The 15,350-nt window shown below is 64.2% G+C and carries 16 protein-coding genes; 7 read left to right on the forward strand and 9 right to left on the reverse strand.

Going from position 1 to position 15,350, the window contains the following annotated elements:
* The first annotated feature begins 70 nt into the window (after positions 1-70).
* The 6 genes from BOX37_RS05970 to BOX37_RS33705 all read left to right on the forward strand — a co-directional run bounded on the left by BOX37_RS05970 (position 71) and on the right by BOX37_RS33705 (position 6,093).
* A complete protein-coding gene (locus BOX37_RS05970; RefSeq protein ID WP_084759442.1) occupies positions 71-532 on the forward strand; it encodes an SRPBCC family protein in 462 nt (153 codons plus the stop codon).
* Between the two features lie 102 nt (positions 533-634).
* Positions 635-2,218 carry a GMC oxidoreductase gene (locus BOX37_RS05975; protein ID WP_338039846.1) on the forward strand — a complete coding sequence of 528 codons (1,584 nt, stop codon included), beginning with the start codon at positions 635-637 and terminating at the stop codon, positions 2,216-2,218.
* Positions 2,219-2,735: 517 nt separating this feature from the next.
* Entirely contained in the window at positions 2,736-3,734 is a 999-nt protein-coding gene (locus tag BOX37_RS05980) for an alpha/beta fold hydrolase (RefSeq protein ID WP_240505223.1), read from the forward strand.
* Positions 3,731-4,645 carry an oxygenase MpaB family protein gene (locus BOX37_RS05985; protein WP_084759444.1) on the forward strand — a complete coding sequence of 305 codons (915 nt, stop codon included), beginning with the start codon at positions 3,731-3,733 and terminating at the stop codon, positions 4,643-4,645. Before BOX37_RS05980 ends, BOX37_RS05985 begins: the two co-directional genes overlap by 4 nt.
* Positions 4,646-4,947: 302 nt before the next feature.
* Positions 4,948-5,874, forward strand: a complete 927-nt coding sequence (locus BOX37_RS05990; protein WP_071926766.1) for an SMP-30/gluconolactonase/LRE family protein — start codon at positions 4,948-4,950, stop codon at positions 5,872-5,874.
* A gap of 78 nt (positions 5,875-5,952) precedes the next feature.
* The gene (locus BOX37_RS33705; RefSeq protein WP_156910278.1) at positions 5,953-6,093 is read left to right on the forward strand and encodes a hypothetical protein; all 141 of its coding nucleotides are present in this window, start codon (positions 5,953-5,955) and stop codon (positions 6,091-6,093) included.
* A gap of 1 nt (position 6,094) precedes the next feature.
* Here the strand turns inward: BOX37_RS33705 and BOX37_RS05995 are convergent, their stop codons facing one another.
* Complete coding sequence (locus BOX37_RS05995; protein WP_071926767.1) at positions 6,095-7,096, reverse strand: saccharopine dehydrogenase family protein; 1,002 nt, start codon at positions 7,094-7,096, stop codon at positions 6,095-6,097.
* Positions 7,093-7,614, reverse strand: coding sequence for a hypothetical protein (locus BOX37_RS06000; RefSeq protein WP_071926768.1), 522 nt, complete (start codon positions 7,612-7,614; stop codon positions 7,093-7,095). The genes BOX37_RS05995 and BOX37_RS06000 overlap by 4 nt, the downstream gene beginning before the upstream one ends.
* A 60-nt stretch (positions 7,615-7,674) precedes the next feature.
* Between BOX37_RS06000 and BOX37_RS06005 the strand changes: the two genes are divergently transcribed.
* Complete coding sequence (locus tag BOX37_RS06005) at positions 7,675-8,286, forward strand: TetR/AcrR family transcriptional regulator (protein WP_167659901.1); 612 nt, start codon at positions 7,675-7,677, stop codon at positions 8,284-8,286.
* Positions 8,287-8,805: 519 nt separating this feature from the next.
* On the opposite strand, the gene BOX37_RS35095 is transcribed toward BOX37_RS06005, so the two are convergent.
* From BOX37_RS35095 to BOX37_RS06025, 7 genes are all read right to left on the reverse strand, one after another.
* Positions 8,806-9,090, reverse strand: a complete 285-nt coding sequence (locus BOX37_RS35095) for a hypothetical protein (protein ID WP_240505224.1) — start codon at positions 9,088-9,090, stop codon at positions 8,806-8,808.
* A 61-nt stretch (positions 9,091-9,151) separates the two neighbouring features.
* Entirely contained in the window at positions 9,152-9,742 is a 591-nt protein-coding gene (locus tag BOX37_RS35100) for a hypothetical protein (RefSeq protein WP_240505225.1), read from the reverse strand.
* Positions 9,675-10,493 (reverse strand): DDE-type integrase/transposase/recombinase, encoded by an 819-nt coding sequence (locus BOX37_RS35105; protein WP_240505226.1) that lies wholly within the window; start codon positions 10,491-10,493, stop codon positions 9,675-9,677. Before BOX37_RS35105 ends, BOX37_RS35100 begins: the two co-directional genes overlap by 68 nt.
* 602 nt (positions 10,494-11,095) lie before the next feature.
* Positions 11,096-11,587 carry a hypothetical protein gene (locus BOX37_RS33715; protein WP_156910279.1) on the reverse strand — a complete coding sequence of 164 codons (492 nt, stop codon included), beginning with the start codon at positions 11,585-11,587 and terminating at the stop codon, positions 11,096-11,098.
* Positions 11,551-11,766 (reverse strand): cold-shock protein, encoded by a 216-nt coding sequence (locus BOX37_RS33720; RefSeq protein WP_167659902.1) that lies wholly within the window; start codon positions 11,764-11,766, stop codon positions 11,551-11,553. Before BOX37_RS33720 ends, BOX37_RS33715 begins: the two co-directional genes overlap by 37 nt.
* Positions 11,767-12,833: 1,067 nt before the next feature.
* Positions 12,834-14,072: an MFS transporter gene (locus tag BOX37_RS06020; protein WP_167659903.1), complete on the reverse strand. Its 1,239-nt coding sequence runs from the start codon at positions 14,070-14,072 to the stop codon at positions 12,834-12,836.
* On the reverse strand, positions 14,065-15,228 hold the full coding sequence (locus tag BOX37_RS06025; protein WP_084759448.1) for an SRPBCC family protein: 1,164 nt from the start codon (positions 15,226-15,228) through the stop codon (positions 14,065-14,067). Before BOX37_RS06025 ends, BOX37_RS06020 begins: the two co-directional genes overlap by 8 nt.
* Between the last annotated feature and the right edge of the window lie 122 nt (positions 15,229-15,350).

The following is a 15,350-nucleotide window of genomic DNA, read 5'->3' on the forward strand; positions in this document are numbered from 1 at the left end:
ACCGGTGGACACGGAGTCACCCAGTTATGTGTAATGCGAACTATCAGATACTTGAGAGAGCAGGAGTGCGGTGTCCGCAACAATCGAGCGTCACAGCACAATCGAAGCGCCGATCGAGTTTACGTTCAGGTTTGTGGCCGACTACACCAACGTACCTAACTGGATGTTCGGCATCACAGCATTCCATCCATGCGGCGAACAGGACGCCGGACCGGGCGCAACTTTCGACACTTCGTTTTCCAGCGGAGTGGCGTCAGCACAGTTCCAGCTCACCGCTGCCGAGTGGCGGGCCGATGAACTCATCGTCTTGGAGTCCGTGAGCGGGCCATACGTGCGAGCCGCCTTCGCCTTCGCCGCGCATGACCCGGACGCCACGCGCCTCCACGTCACGATCACCTACCCCGTGACCGGCGGAGTGGCGGGCCGACTACTAAAGCGAGTCAGCGACGCGATCGCGAACACGGCGATACGCCACGTCGAGACGAGCCTGCGGCGCGAAGTACTGGCCGCGTATGCCCTTCGCGGCCAGTGATTCAGAGACCCGCACCGCGACACACCGAAGCACAATCCTTGAAGGAGGACCATGGACAGGCGCGCATTCATTCGAAGTAGCGCACTCGGCGCTACCCTCGGCGTGGCAAGTGTCTTGACCGCAGCGCCGTCTCCGACGGTCGCTGACGACGACACACTCGCAGCGTTTTACCGCACGGTGGTACCGGAGATCTTCGCGCCGCTGCCTGACCCGCCCCAACACTGCCCCACGATCGTGATCGGGTCGGGTTTCGGTGGCGCTGTATCCGCCCTGCGGCTCGCCGAGGCCGATGCGGAAGTCGCTGTGCTGGAGCGAGGTTCGCGGTGGCCGAATGATCCGTGGCGCGATGTGTTCAGCTCCGAGACTCTGCCGGACGGCCGGGGGATCTGGCACCGGGACTCGTTCTCCGATGTCCTCGGCAGCATCACCGGCGTTCCCGTGCCGCTGGGTGTCGACGACTTCGGTGGCGTCCTGTGTATCGACAACTATCCGAACATGCGCGTGCTGCGCGGCGCGGCGGTTGGTGGTGGTTCGATCGTCTACACGGGGGTGTCCGTTCAACCCGAACGGCGGTTCTTCGACGCGGTCTTCGCTGGTGTCGTCGACTACGGGGAGATGAATGACGTCTACTACCCGCTGGCACGGCGAACGCTGCGGGTCAGTGCGATGCCCGACGACATCTACCACTCGCCCGCGTTTGCGCATAGTCGCGCCTGGGACGCAGCGGCGCGGCGCGCGGGCTACCTTCCGTTGCCGTCGGAATCCACCTGGAACTGGAATGTCCTGCGCGATGAACTGGCAGGCCGCTCCCGGCCGTCGGCAACGATCGGCCGCAGCACGATGGGCAACTCGAACGCCGCGAAGATCGACCTGAACCAGACGTATCTGCGCCACGCCGAGAACACCGGCCGCGTCCGGATCTACCCAGGCCATACGGTGAACTCGATCGTCCAAGAACGCGACCGACGATTCAGCGTCCATACCACCAAGCTCGCACCGACCGGGCAGGTCCTGCGTACTCGTACTCTCACTTGCGACCGGCTTTTCCTCGCCGCCGGGTCCATCGGAACCACAGAGCTGCTCGTCCGCGCCAGGGCGACGGGCACGCTTTCGAACTTGAACGAACACATCGGTGCAGGCTGGGGCCCGAACGGAAACGTCGTCATGGCACCGTGGACCCTCGACACCCCAATGCTGGGCACCCAAGGAGCTGCCGTCGCTAGTCGGCTCCTCGACGAATCCGGCACCCCGACCGTACTCGAGAACTTCTCCGTCCCCGGCGTTCCGGTCGATGTAGGCCTGCTGGTCGTCATCGGCCTCGTACTCGACGACACCCGCGGGACGATCCGCTACGACCCTTCGACAGACCGCGCGATACTCGACTGGCCCGACCAGGGCGGCGCTGCTTCGATCGCGGCAGCCGGAGCCGTCAGTAGCAGGGTCGCCGCAGCGGGAGTCTCCCTCCTGCCCGCCACTGCCGGCTACGCCGCCGCATCTTCGCATCCGCTCGGTGGAGCGGTTATAGGTCGTGCGACCGATCACTACGGCCGTGTGCACGGCCACCCCGGTCTCTACGTCGTCGACGGTGCCGCAATACCCGGCAACGCGGGTGCCGCCAACCCGTCCCTGACGATTACTGCGCTCGCCGAGCGCAACATCGAACAGATCATTCGAGACGGGCGATGAGCGACACGTCCAGCTGGCGCACCTCCCGATTCCAGGTCGCACAACCCGCGCTGCCCCAGCTTCACAGCCCGAAAACACCTCGTCGCCAACCGGTGGGAGAGCGCACAGCCCCGGCGATGACTCAGGTGCCCAGGCGTGTCCAGAGGTGGTCGTATCGGCGGGTGGTGATCGGTGCCGCGCCGATACCGCAGCAGCTGACCCCCCGGGTGGGCGGTTGCGGTGTTCGGCGTGGTCGGTGAGGTGCCACATCAGGGTGGGTGAGATCGGTTGCCATCGATCGCGGCCGCCCTTCTCTCGGAGCAGGACGAGGCAGAGTTCGTTGTCGAGGTCGTCGGGGTGTAACCGGAGGGTGCCTTCGCGGCGGTATGCGGTTTCGATGTGGAGTCGCAGGATCAGGGTGTCGAGTTCGCGGTCGTGGGCTCAAGGGATCATTGCATCGCCGCGTGGATGATCATGTCGGCGTGGGGTTTGGGTGCGTGATTGGGGCGTCGCCTGAGAAAGATACATATTGCATGATTTGCTATACTTCGCGCTGGTATACGATACATTTGTATCGCCGCTCGCCCCGGGGCCTGCCGAAGGAGATTGCCGAATGCAATTCGTCACCGACCTCGCACAACGTCTGCAGCGCAGGCGCGCTGGTCTGCACGTCGCGCGCGCATTCCCTCCCAGCGACGGCGTCGAGCACCTTTTCGTCGACGCGGGAGGGGTCCAGCTCCATGTCGCGTGCGCCGGCCCTGCCGACGGGCCGGTGATAGTGCTGTTGCATGGCTGGCCCGAGCATTGGTGGTTGTGGCGTGAGGTGATACCGGCACTGGCACACCACGGAATGCGGGTGCTGGCCCCGGATCTGCGCGGCTTCGGGTGGAGTGAGGCGACACGGGGTGGCTACGACAAGGAGCAGTTGGCGAGCGACGTCTTGGCGCTCATGGATGCGATGGGTATCGAGAGCTTCGACCTGGTCGGGCACGATTGGGGTGGGTGGATCGCGCAGTTGGTCGCGCTGCGCTCACCTCAGCGCGTGCGGCACCTCGCACTGTTGAACATCGCGCCCGTGTGGCAGACGGCAGGTGGAGCGCTGCGCCACCTGCATCGGTTGGCCTACCAGCCGATGGTCGGGGCGCCGGTTCTCGGCCCGATGCTGCACCGCAGTTCGGTGTTGTGGTGGGCCGTGGGGCGCATGGGGATGCCGCCGGTCGCGGTCGCCGAGTTCCGTCAGGGGTTTCGAGAGAGGGGGCGGGCAGTGGCGGGCTCGAAGGTCTACCGAACTTTTGTCTCCCGCGAGGTGCCCGCGATTCTCCGCGGTCGTTATGAAGGCCAGCGCCTCACGGTCCCGACCCGGGTGCTCTTCGGCCTCGACGACCCCGCCATCGTGCGGGCGATGCTCGACGACTTCGCCCGGCATGCCGACGATCTTGTCATCACCGATGTGCCCGAATGCAGCCACTTCATCGTCGATGAACGTCCAGCCCGTGTGGTGCAGTGGCTACAGCAGACTCTCACGGTCACGACATGACAGCCAGTGGTGGTCCACCGCGGGACTTGCGCGGCCGAAAGTGGATCACAGCGGAGATCGCGCGGCTGGATCCTCGCACCGACAGCACCCAGATGATGGGGCTGATCATCAACAGGCTGCTTCCCCGGGTGGGTGGCGCCCTTTTCCTCAACCTCTTCTACACAGTGGGATTCATGCATGTCGCCGGCCAGCGCGAGGGCGCGCGTGCAGTGGATCGACACGGCACCGGCAAGATCCACCGAGACGGCGACCGGCGAGCCGACGACACACTGCGCTTCTTCCTGAGTTGGTTCCAACACGGAGCCCTGAGCACGCACGGGAACGCCTCGATAGCGCAGATCAAACGAATCCACGACCGATACAGCAGCGAATACTCGATGTCCAACGAGACGTTCATCCACACGATCGCGTGGTTCACCCTTCAGTTCGAGCAGCTGTTCACCCTGGTCGGCGCCCCTGGGTTCACGCCAATGGAGAAGGCAGCTCAGGTCAGCCATTGGCGTGCTGTCGGTGAGGGGCTCGGGGTTCGGGATTTGCCCGAAAGCTGGGAAGAAATGGAGCGATCCCTCGCGCATTACGAATCGTCCCCGGAGTGGTTCGGTCCAACACCAGAGGGCACCCGATGCGTTAACGCCTTGATCGAGCAATTCGAGAATCGATGGCTACCGACCGGCCTGGGCTGGACGGCTCGTCCTGTGCTGCTCGCCTTGCATAGCGATCTCACGCTGTCCGCGCTCGACCTGAAACGGCCGTCCCGGCCGATCACCTGGACGGTGCGGTATCTGGTGCGCGCAGGACTAACGCTCAACCGTCGGCTGCTCCCGGACCGGCGGGAACTGCTCGACCTGTCCACAGTGTTCGGCGGCAGCCGCACCGAAGATATCTCCGGCCCTACCACTGCCCGCGGATGAATGCACGACCTCCAGGACGAGAGTCTCGCGGTAGTGCTCGACAGCCAGCGCGAACTGCGAGATCGAATCAAACTTCGCCAGCGACGACGGGGCTGAGGTCTGAAGAACGAGCTGGCGAACAGTCGCTGCCTTCTCGACTCGGGGGCGGCAGGCCGGGTCGTCACGGAGGTGGCTGAGCAGGGGCGGTCCATGTTCTGTACAAGTTCTGCGCCAACCCCATAAGCTTGGGCCGATCCCGTCGACAACCCCGCCTTCGACGGTGGCAGAGCTACCCGGGCCACCGGCTCGAACCCGAGGAACCGATGACTTTCTCCCGCACCGCGTCTCGTGTGATCACCGCGATGGCGGTCACCGCGACAGCCGCCGTCCTTCCCACCGCGAGTACGGCTTCCGCCGAACCGGTTTCGTGCCCGCAATGGACTCGGCACACCGTCGCGGCGGGCTACGGGATTCTCGAGAATCTCGGGTTCGACGGTCGCGGCAACCTGCTGCTGGCCGAGCAATCGGCCACCGGTTCAGCCGGTTCCCTGCAACGCCTCGGCGCTGACGGCGCGAGATCTGTCGCTGTCGACGGTATCGACGGCCCCGGTGCCATCCTGACCGTCGGTGACACCGCCTATTTCACGACGGGCAACACCGCCACCGCCGCTCTCACCGGCCGCACCGACGGCACGATCGGCGCGCTGCGCCTCGACAGCGGCACCGTGACGACGGTGGCCACCGGCCTGACGATGCCGAACGGGTTGGCGCAGTTGCCCAACGGTGACTTCGTCGTCAGCAGGGATATCGGCGCGGGCACGCTGACCCGCGTCACCGCAGACAACGTCGCGTCACCGTATGCGCCGTCGCTGAGCTCCACCAACGGTCTCGCGTTCGACCGACAACGCCACCGGCTCATCGTCTCGACGACGTTCGACCCCACCACGGTGATCGCCGCCGTCGACTACGCCGATCCCGACAGCCCACCGCGACAGGCGGTGATTCCGGGCGCCGGACCGCTGAACGCGGCGGATGATCTGACCGTCGGCCCGGACGGCAAGGTCTACGTGGCACTGAACGTGGCGGGCAGTATTCAGCAGGTCGATGTGGACACCGGCCAGACCTGCGCGATCGCGGACGGCCTGCCCTTGTCCTCGTCGGCACGGTTCGGATCAGGACCCGGATGGGACCCGAACGCGTTGTACGTCACCAGTTTCCTCGGCACGGTCACCAAGCTCACACCGCCCTGACCGAGGCCGCCGTGATGTCACATCACTTCACCACACAGATCGAACTCGGAGGAAAGACCGCACATGTACCGAAGCACGGTGGCGGAGTACGGCGATGAGTTCATGCTGGTTGTCCGTCAGAACCTGATGCCGATCACCGACAGTCTCCACCACGGCGAACACGATGCCCGACCTGACGGGCTACCGGCCGTGAACAGAAAATCCGATTGGGAGACATGACCTAACTGAGGTGCAGCCAATCGGGATGTGCCGCGGCCATACCTATGTGCACTCCGCGGTTGCTCAGCAACGGCAAGACATCGCGAAGGCTCAGCAATTGCTCGGGGTAAAACATGCCGCGCGGGATTTCGGGCCGGAACAGGAGTGTCTCGGCGAAGGTCAGCAGCGTGGCCGCCGTGGCTCGATAGTCTCCGCGGCAGAAGATCGTGCCTGCACCCAACTGCTTCCCGCCTGCGCTTACCTCGACCCGAACTCCGACAGGTTCGTCGCTGGCCTGCTCCACAGCTTTGCCGCGGCCGATGGTGAAAGCAACACGGGGCAAGATCGAAAACAACCCGAGCCGGTTGATAGTGCGCAACAATCCGCCGACCTGGCCGTCGAAGGAGATGAAGGTCCGCACCGCCCGTCCTCCCGCCACGGGCCCGAGATACCCCCGGTCACTCTCGCCGAATTCCATTGCCGGACGGTTGCCGAGCGGCATCGGGAACGAAACCACCCGGCTCACATGTCTGCCCCTTCCGGTGAGGACCCGATGGGCGAACTCCCCGCCGGCCCGACCGCTGGTCGCCGCCGCCGCCGTCGTGAATGCGATCTCGATCTCGTCGGCCTCCGGGTACAAACGGACCAATTCCGCGGCGACAAGGTTGGTGAGCCCGGGAACCAGCCCCGCGTTGACGAGAACCGTTCCCTTCGGCTCGGCAACCCGGAGTAGGTCCGCGGCAGTCGCCACATTCATGTCGGTCGGGTTGATCAGGATGCCCCCACGTTCGAGCACCAGCCGCTCTGCCGACCGTGCGGCATGCGGCACGGTCGAGATCGCGACATCACAGCCGACGAACGCCGATCCGATTGTCGCAGGCTCGTCGAGATCGACATGACGAAAGTCGGCCTGGACATCGGGGCGCCGCCCGCCCGGGTAGACCTGCCAACCGGCGTCTCTGAACGTGCGCACGGCCACCGCCCCCAACGCACCCTGGGCGCCGATGATCACCGCCGTGCTCATGACGTTGCCACGATCACGCGACGTTCCTGATGCCGCTCGAGTAGTCGAAGACCTTCGGTCAATGCCGAGCCGATCTGAAAGTCCTCGGACCACCACTTGGCCGAGCGCAGCGGCAGTCCCCGCGATCGATAACGGTGCATGGTTTCGACGTGGTCGGGCAAGGCCATGAACTGTGCCAAACCCTCCTCGTCGGCCCACACCGACATCGACCCCAGACGTCGCCGACCCGGCTGCACGTAGGTCATCACCCCAACGGCACCACCGATCTGCCTCAACTGATCACCGAGCTCGTCCGCCGTGCGCCAGATGGTCAACATGTCGGTAATCCACCTGGGCGTGAATTGGGTCAAGCTGATCAGGAAGGGGCCACCGTCCTGCGCGGCCGGCCCGGGCTTCCACACCGTTTGGAGCACGAGGCTTGCCAGCGGCGCGCGTGAGGTGCGGTGCTGCTGCCAGCTTCGGAGCAGCAGCCGAGGAGCATTGCCAACGTCGGTCCACGGGACATGTATCGGTTCCATCCCCCCAGGCTATACGATTGTATCGTAAACACATCGGTGAATATGGAATACAATACGGTTGTGCTCACCGACGAAGAAGACCTGACCGCGGCAGCGCGGATCCGCAACGCGGCTCTCGAGGGTTTCGCGCTCAATGGAGTGGCCGCGACTTCCATTCGGGACGTTGCGACGAGGGCTGGTGTCTCCCCGGGGCTGGTCCAGCATCATTTCCAGAACAAGGACAATCTCAGAAAGGCGGTTAACGACTATGTGACCCGCGTGGGCGCAGAGGCAATCGGAGGGCGTGAGAGCGGCACCGCTACCGAGGCAGAGCCTGCCCAGGACATCGGCAATCGCTTGACGGCATGGCTGCAGGAGCACAGACTGTCGCTGCTCTATGTGATCCGCGCGGCAGCCGAAGGCGACGATTCCGCCCTGCAAATCTTCGATACCTTCGTCGAGATGGGGGACTCCCAACTCGGCCGCCTAGCCGATGAGGGGCTACTCCGGGAGAATCTCGACAGGCGATGGGCAGTCCTTCATGTGATCATCATGAACCTCGCCACCGCCATGCTCGAACCCGCGATCAACCGCTACCTCGAAGCGCCTTTGCGCGACGCGAAGCAGCTGGAACGCTGGAATCGGGCATCGACAGAGATGTTCCGATCCGGGTTCTTCCGCTGGCCTCAGTAGCTGTGGGTACTCCTACGGCAGCTGTTTTCAGTGGCTTCCGCGACCGCGGTCAGCGATCCGGCACGGCGGCTTGGGCCCAGAAGTCAGGGTTGCCGAACCTCCGGAGGGTCTTATCGCAGTCGAGCATCGGGCCTCTTTGTCCCCGCCTTGCATCCGATGGCAAGACGCCCAAGCGGCGACCATGTAGACCGAGCCCTGCGGCCATCTACAAGATGACGTCGTTATGAGAGGTGAGGTAAAGCGCGCGGTGGGCCACCTGGTGATCACGTTGCAGTTCTGGAACGGACCTGCGCCGTCTTCCCGGCGTAGAGGAGAGTGGATCCATGGATGCCAACTCGGCTGATGAACCCATCGACGACGGAGCCCTGGAACGCGAGCGGCTCGACACTGAAGAACCGGTGGTCTAGGGTCCACCCCCACCGCCTCGGAGGACTTCTGCACGGACACACTCGATGGTGCCGACTCGGATTGGACCCGAGTGTCGATGTGAGGAATCAGGACATCCTTGACCACCTGTTATCAAGTGATGCTTGACGTGTCTGGTGGTTTGACGCCTGCGCCGGTGACGTAGAAGCGAGTGATGGGTTTGAGGTTTCGCCTCGGTCGGACGGCGATCTCCTCCTCGCCGAGCAGGATGCGAAAGTGGGTGTCTTCGATGACGACGGTGACGGTCTGGCCCCGGTAGCGCACCCCGAGCTTGATGTTCTGTTTGGCGACCATGATGTTGCCGCTGGCATGGACTTTCCGGATCGCGCGTAAGCCGCCCGGCGCTATTGGAGGTAGCGGCAACGGGTTGGCCGGCATGCGCGATCCAGGCAGCCTCCCGAGTTGGTCTGCGGCGATAGGGCAGAGGGCCATGTCCCGATCAGGACGTTGTCAGCGATGGCATGCCATGCATCAGGTGACCGTCAAGCCTCAACGTGATCCGCTGCCCGGAATGGGCAGCACCGACGAGATGCTTTGTGTTAGAGATGGATACGAGTCCGTCGCGGTCGACGGTGCGATCGATCTCGATGGTCTCCCCGGCCCGGATCGAGGCGACGCCCTTACCTGTGGTTCGCCGCTGGGCGGGATGGCCAGGTTCGGGGCCGGCAGGTCGCGCTCCTCGCATCGCGAGATGTTGCAAATCCTGTGCCAGCAGCCGTGATCCGAGGGTCCGGATGACTTCGCCGTCGACGCTGATGTGGATGCTGCGTAGGTCGACCCACACCGTGACCGTTCGTCCGGCCATGCTGCGATGCAACGCAACGGTCTGTCGGCCAGAACGAATCTGGATGCTGCCACTTGCCGGGACACGTGCTTCGAACTCCATCGCCGTTTCAGTGCCAGTGGGCCGCGGCGGCTCGATCACCCCGACGATCAACGATTTGGCGGCTATGTCGACCGGCTCAGTCGACACGAGGGTGTCGAGGCGAGTCGGGCCGTTCGGGCGGAACAACTGCGATGGTGTGGCCATGCCGATGCCTTGGTGCGGGCGGCGATGGTTGTATCCCTCGACCCCGCCCGTTGATCGCGTGTTGAGCCGCGTCGATCGATTCGAAAGGTGCTGAGTCATCGAGGAATTCGCTGCGCAGCGTCTTATGGAAGCGCTCAATCTTGCCTGTCGTGGTCGGTGACCGCGGTTTCGTCAACCGCTGCTTGAACCCGTTTTCCCGGCAGATTCGCTCGAACAAGACCTCGACCGGTTGAGGTTTGAGGTATCGGCCGGTGAACTGGCCGCCGTTGTCAGTCAACACTTCTGAGGGCACTCCGAAACGACGCATCGCCGCCAGGAATCCTTCGCTCACCTCGCGGGCCGATGGTGTTGCCAGCAGCGCCGACACGACGATGAACCGTGAGTGGTCGTCGATGCCGGTCAATAGCTTGCACTCGCGGCCATCAGCCAGCTGCACTCCGCCGACGATGTCGAGCTGCCACAGATGCATCGGTGCCTCGCGCTGCCACCGCCGGTACTTGCGTTTGTGTTGTTGGACCTGCGGGTTCACCAGCCCGTTGCGGACCAGGACGCGATGTACAGTCGGCCGCGACGGCGCGGGATCGGTGCCGCGGCGAACGAGTTCGTAGCTGATCCGACGTGCTCCCCACCGCGGATGCTCACGCCGCAGCCGACAGATCAACGCCTCGACCTCGGCCGACTTCGCACACGGCGCGATACCGATACTCCGCCGTCGTCTTCGGATCCACGAGTTGCCGTCCTCGATCGGCATTGACACTGGTCGTTCACATCATCATGGTGCCGCTGAAACGTCAAGCGTCAGTTGATAACAAGCGGTCAAGAAAGTCCTGAGTCCATACATCGACATTCGTGGACAGGCTAGAACGGCTGACCAGCTGAACCGTCCCGAACGATCTCTCGGGGCTGTGTCGTCGGCGGCACGACCGGGTGAATGGATTCTGACCCTTGACGAGCTGCGCACACTACGTCGCGTAGCGTACCGGTGGCTCGAAACGAAGTGAAGGAAACAGGATGGTCTGCTCGGAAACCTGCAGGTGAAGAAGTGTCGGCCCCGCACACGCGGGGATGCTCCGGCTGATGCTCACCTTCCCGCCGCTGTCGGGCCGTCGGTCCCGCACATGCGAGGACGCTCCCAGCTGGTTGTGGGTCGGGACTGCTGCAGAGGTAGGTGACGTCGTCACCCGATCATGCAGCAGGCCCTTTCGTGACAGCAAGCCAGGCGAGAGCGGGCCTGGACAGGGTGATGTGGGCAATACCAGGCCCGGTAGCTGTTCCGCAGGCAAGACGGTCGAAATTGGTGGCCTGCCTCTGGTCGTGCGGTCCGCGCCGCTCCTGCTCGCTGGGCTTTCATGATCAGGACGAATGCAGTGTGAACTCCACGGTGTACTGGACGTTGCCGGGTGCGGTCGTGTGTCCGTTGTTGGCGGTGAAGTCGCAGCGCGCGGCCAGTGTGTAGGTGCGGTCGAGCTGCAACCCTGTGATGGTGGAGTGCCAAAAGTAGTCGGCTGGAATCGACGGGTGCGAATCGTGGTAGCCGGATTTCCCGACCACGGCGGCCCCGCATGACATCGGCCCTTGCACCATGTTCTGGACGTAGGGCGACAGCCGCAGCGACCAAATCAGGCGGTTGCCACCGCGAGGGTCTTGCCTGGCGTAGACGGCATCGCCGGTGAAGGTGCCGTGTTTGCCCTCGTACCGATAGCGGGTGTCATTCGGATGGAAGTCGTAGTGGCCCGGCTGGGCTGCCGCTCCCGGTGCTGAAGCCAGTAGAGCTGCACTGACAGCTGAGAGTGCGGTTAGGACGGTGGCTACTCGACGTGCCTTCTTACCGATAGCGCGCGGCATTCGTATCCCCCCTGAGGAACGTTCTCGATTTCTACATCGACCTGGTCGCCTTCGGCGATCTCGAGCACGTCGCCCTGTTCCACGCTGGACATGTGGAACCAGATGGGCGGGCCGTCAGGTCGAGTCAGTACGCCAGTGCCGTTGCGAATATTCCAGCGGTATACGGTGGCCGATTCCACGATCCCGCTCCCTCCCTCGCACCGGATGCTGTGACCGGGCCATCATTGCACATTCTGCGCCTCTCGCACATGGCATTTCAGTTCGGGCAGGCATCGGCGATCGACCTGTGGTTATGTACGGTCCGGTGTGCTGCGGATGCGGTTTCGGGGTGCCGCATTTCGAGCATGCCGTGCGCGGGCATGCTGAGCCGACACCAACAGGTCAGCGCTGCAATGAGATTCAAGAGCCCGTTGTGAATGTCGGTGCGAGGTTCCCCTCGGGTGGCCAGACGTCGGTGTGGTGGGGTTGGGCGAAGGTCTGCTCCACGATCCAGCGGCCAGTGGTGACCTTGGCGCGGGGACCTCGGCGAGGGATGGAGCCGGTGAGCCCTCGACTGCCCAGCTCGGCGTAGTCGCTGGGTAGTCGTAGCCCTTGTCTATGGTCAGGTTCTTCGCTGCGAGACGCTGGCCGGGTGCGCGGGCGCGGGACATGTGGTTCTGGCTGGGTGCGGCGTCGTGGTGGTGGCCGTGGTTCCGCCTCGACCAACCCGACGAATCGCTGTCCGTATTACATGTGGAGGACTTGAGTTGACACATGCACGACCGGCTGCCCACCTCAGGCCGGTCGTGCGCGGTAGTCGACCTCTTTCGTGGTGAAGCGGGCGTCGCTACGTCCCGCGGCGCCCGCGACAGGGCACTGCCGCCTCTGGACTACCCCTACTTAATGCTAATGGGCGGTGAGAACTTGCTCGCGTTGGCAGTCGCCGAGTTCGTCGAATGTGGGGCGTTCTGCTCTCCAGGTTCTGCACTGCTGATTCCACCGCGGCCTCGAAGGCTTCAGTGTCGTGGCCTTCCGCGAGCGGCTCACCACCGGCGTCTCCGTCATACAGGCCGACGGACCAGTGCAGGATGTCGACTCGTTCCTCCGCCAGGCCGGGGTCAGCGGTCGTGACGACGAGTTGGAGTGGAGCACCGGTACCTGGGACTTTGCCGATGACTGCTTCGATCTTGGTGCAGCCTCCGCCAGTGTCGACGATCTGCCCGGCCGCCCCGCCGAAGCGGCTCGCCAAAGATGCCGATTCAGGCGCCTATGTCGATACTGCTGCCCGACCTGAGGCGGTGGGCAGTGGGCTGCACCATGTCTCGCGTGAGTAGCGGACGGCAACGAGACCCACGACAGCGACACCTACCATGAGCGCCAGCGCCCAACCCCAACCTGATTTACTGTCGACAACCAGGCCGAACAGTGGTTGCAATGCCGCGGAGGCGGCGAAGACGCCGGCATTGAGAACCGCGAGAGCCGTCGCCGCGATATTGGCCGGCACGGACTCCTTCAACGCCGCGAACGACACCGTCACCTGAGAGGCGGCAGCGCCCACCAAGGCGTACAGACCGATGCCCTGCCAGCCCGAATCCCATGGCAGCACAGCAAGACCGGCCCAACCGGCCACGGCCATACCGCTGGTGGCCAACAGAAATGGCTTGCGCCGCCCTACCCGGTCCGACCACACGCCGATCGCCAGACAACCCACGCCGTACACAGTCAATGTGGCGGTGGTGTACGCGGCGGCAACAGTATTGGACAAGCCACGGGTTTCGGTGAGCAACGGAACGCCCCATAGTCCAGCGAAGGCGTAGAAGGTGCCGTTGGTGCCGACAGTGGCCAGCAGCAATGGCCACAGCTCGTGTCGCCGCAGGGCGGTGCGCAGACCTGCCCGCGCCCCACCGCTCGGGACGTCGGCCTCAACGGGGCTGTGTGGCGGCCGGTTGCGAACCACGACGGCCACCGCGACCGATAGGACAACTCCGGCGACTGCGGCGACCGCGAAGACTTCCCGCCAGCTGTAGCGCTCCAGCAACCACGCTGTGGGCGAACCCGCGATGATCGCCCCACCGGTGGCCAGCAGCATCGTCACACCGGTGACCAGACCGTAGCTTTCCGGCCGAAACCACGCGGCGTTGTATTTCATGATGCCGACGAACACCACGGACAGACCGGCGCCCGTCAGCACCGGCCCCACCGAGGCCACCACCACGCTCTGCGCACTGGCGAGAGTGAAGGACCCGGCCGCGGTCACCAGAGACCCGGCCCCGACACACCACCTCGTGCCATAGCGGTCCACCAACATCCCCGCCGGTATCTGCGCCACGGTGTATATCCAGAAATGCCACGCGGCCAGGGCGCCGAGGGCGGCCCCGCCGACACCTAGGTCAGCGGAGAGCGCTTCGGCGGAGGTCGCGGGAGCGAACCGGTGAAAGAACCCGAGCAGAAAGCAACCCGCGAGCACCGACCACCCGGTCAGACTGCGTATGCGGTGGCTAGGCACCGAGAACCCGATCCAGGATCCAGTTGTCGAGGCGGTGCACGACATGTTCCTCGGGCAGGTAGCTGCCCGGCGCGGAGCGGTTGAGACCTCTCTGCTGATGCTCGGTGATCCAGTCGTCCTCTTCGATGACCTGGTCGAGACGCTGGTAATAGCGTTTGGACACCTCATCGAAGTCGGGCCGTTCGATCGTCGAGGCGGGGAAGGAATATCCGACGCGGACCCTGGTGCGGGTGGCCGAATCCGGGATCTTGTGGATCCACCACATCACGTCCTGCGCGGTGACGAGGAAGAACCCGGGCAGCAGGATGGAGAAGTGGGCTCCCTTGGCCGCAGCGCCGGTCAGGCCGCTGGTATGTGGGAACCCGGAACCTTGTTGACTCGGGTAGAGCGCTGGGGTGTGCTCCGACTCGTGGTAGACACCGATCCAGTTGCCCTCGGACACCGGGACGGTGACCGGTTGCTCGCCGATCGATCCGCGGTGGATGTGCTTGGTATGCAACGTCTCCATGTCCACCTCGACATACAGCTTCCAGTTGGAATCGAGAACGTACTCGCGCTGGTTGACTGCGATCATTTGCGCGGTCTGGTGTGGGGCCGCGACAGTGGAGATGTAGTTGCCGAGGTAGGCGTCCAGGGTGGGTGAATTCGCCAGGTCTCCGAGGTGCACGAAGATCAGCCCCTCGCGGACCCCGCAAGGCACCAGGAGCAGGTCTTTCCCGAGCCCTGACAACTCTTCACGGCTGTAGTCGCCAAGGCCTGGTGCGTGCTTGAGAACCCCTTCGAGACTGTAGGTCCACGAGTGGTACGGGCAGCGCAGGCCGCGGCAGGTGCCTGCCTGCTCATCGATGATCAACGATCCGCGGTGGCGGCAGGAGTTGCGGAATACACGCACCTGCTGGTCGTCCCCGCGCACGACCAGCAGCGGCTCGTCCAACAGGCGGAGGGTAAGGAAGTCGCCCGGATTGCGGATCGACGAGGCAAGCCCAGCGAAGTGCCACGCAGGGCGGAACATTGTTTCCATCTCGCGCTCGAACCAGGCAGGCTCGGTGTACACCGAGTACGGAAGAGTTTCGGCTTGTTCTCGGGGCAGGCGTGTGGCCGCGTAGAGAGTTGGATCAAAAACATCTGTCGCAGTGTGCATATCGACATCCCCCATGTCACGATTATTAGTCGACTGCTCAACTTAGTCGGCGTTTGGGCCCCCGGTCAACGCTGAAGCGTTGACGAACAGTGTTCTGTTGCAGTGATTTAGCGGCGCCGAAGCTTGCATGTGGTGGG

The organism is Nocardia mangyaensis (genome assembly GCF_001886715.1).
Lineage (GTDB): Bacteria > Actinomycetota > Actinomycetes > Mycobacteriales > Mycobacteriaceae > Nocardia > Nocardia mangyaensis.

Coding starts and splice junctions, on each gene's coding strand:
- BOX37_RS05985 (WP_084759444.1), top strand. CDS start 3,731: ATGACAGCCAGTGGTGGTCCACCGCGGGACTTGCGCGGCCGAAAGTGG.
- BOX37_RS05990 (WP_071926766.1), top strand. CDS start 4,948: ATGACTTTCTCCCGCACCGCGTCTCGTGTGATCACCGCGATGGCGGTC.
- BOX37_RS05995 (WP_071926767.1), bottom strand. CDS start 7,096: ATGAGCACGGCGGTGATCATCGGCGCCCAGGGTGCGTTGGGGGCGGTG.
- BOX37_RS06000 (WP_071926768.1), bottom strand. CDS start 7,614: ATGGAACCGATACATGTCCCGTGGACCGACGTTGGCAATGCTCCTCGG.
- BOX37_RS35095 (WP_240505224.1), bottom strand. CDS start 9,090: ATGCCGGCCAACCCGTTGCCGCTACCTCCAATAGCGCCGGGCGGCTTA.
- BOX37_RS35100 (WP_240505225.1), bottom strand. CDS start 9,742: ATGGCCACACCATCGCAGTTGTTCCGCCCGAACGGCCCGACTCGCCTC.
- BOX37_RS35105 (WP_240505226.1), bottom strand. CDS start 10,493: ATGCCGATCGAGGACGGCAACTCGTGGATCCGAAGACGACGGCGGAGT.
- BOX37_RS33715 (WP_156910279.1), bottom strand. CDS start 11,587: ATGCCGCGCGCTATCGGTAAGAAGGCACGTCGAGTAGCCACCGTCCTA.
- BOX37_RS06025 (WP_084759448.1), bottom strand. CDS start 15,228: ATGGGGGATGTCGATATGCACACTGCGACAGATGTTTTTGATCCAACT.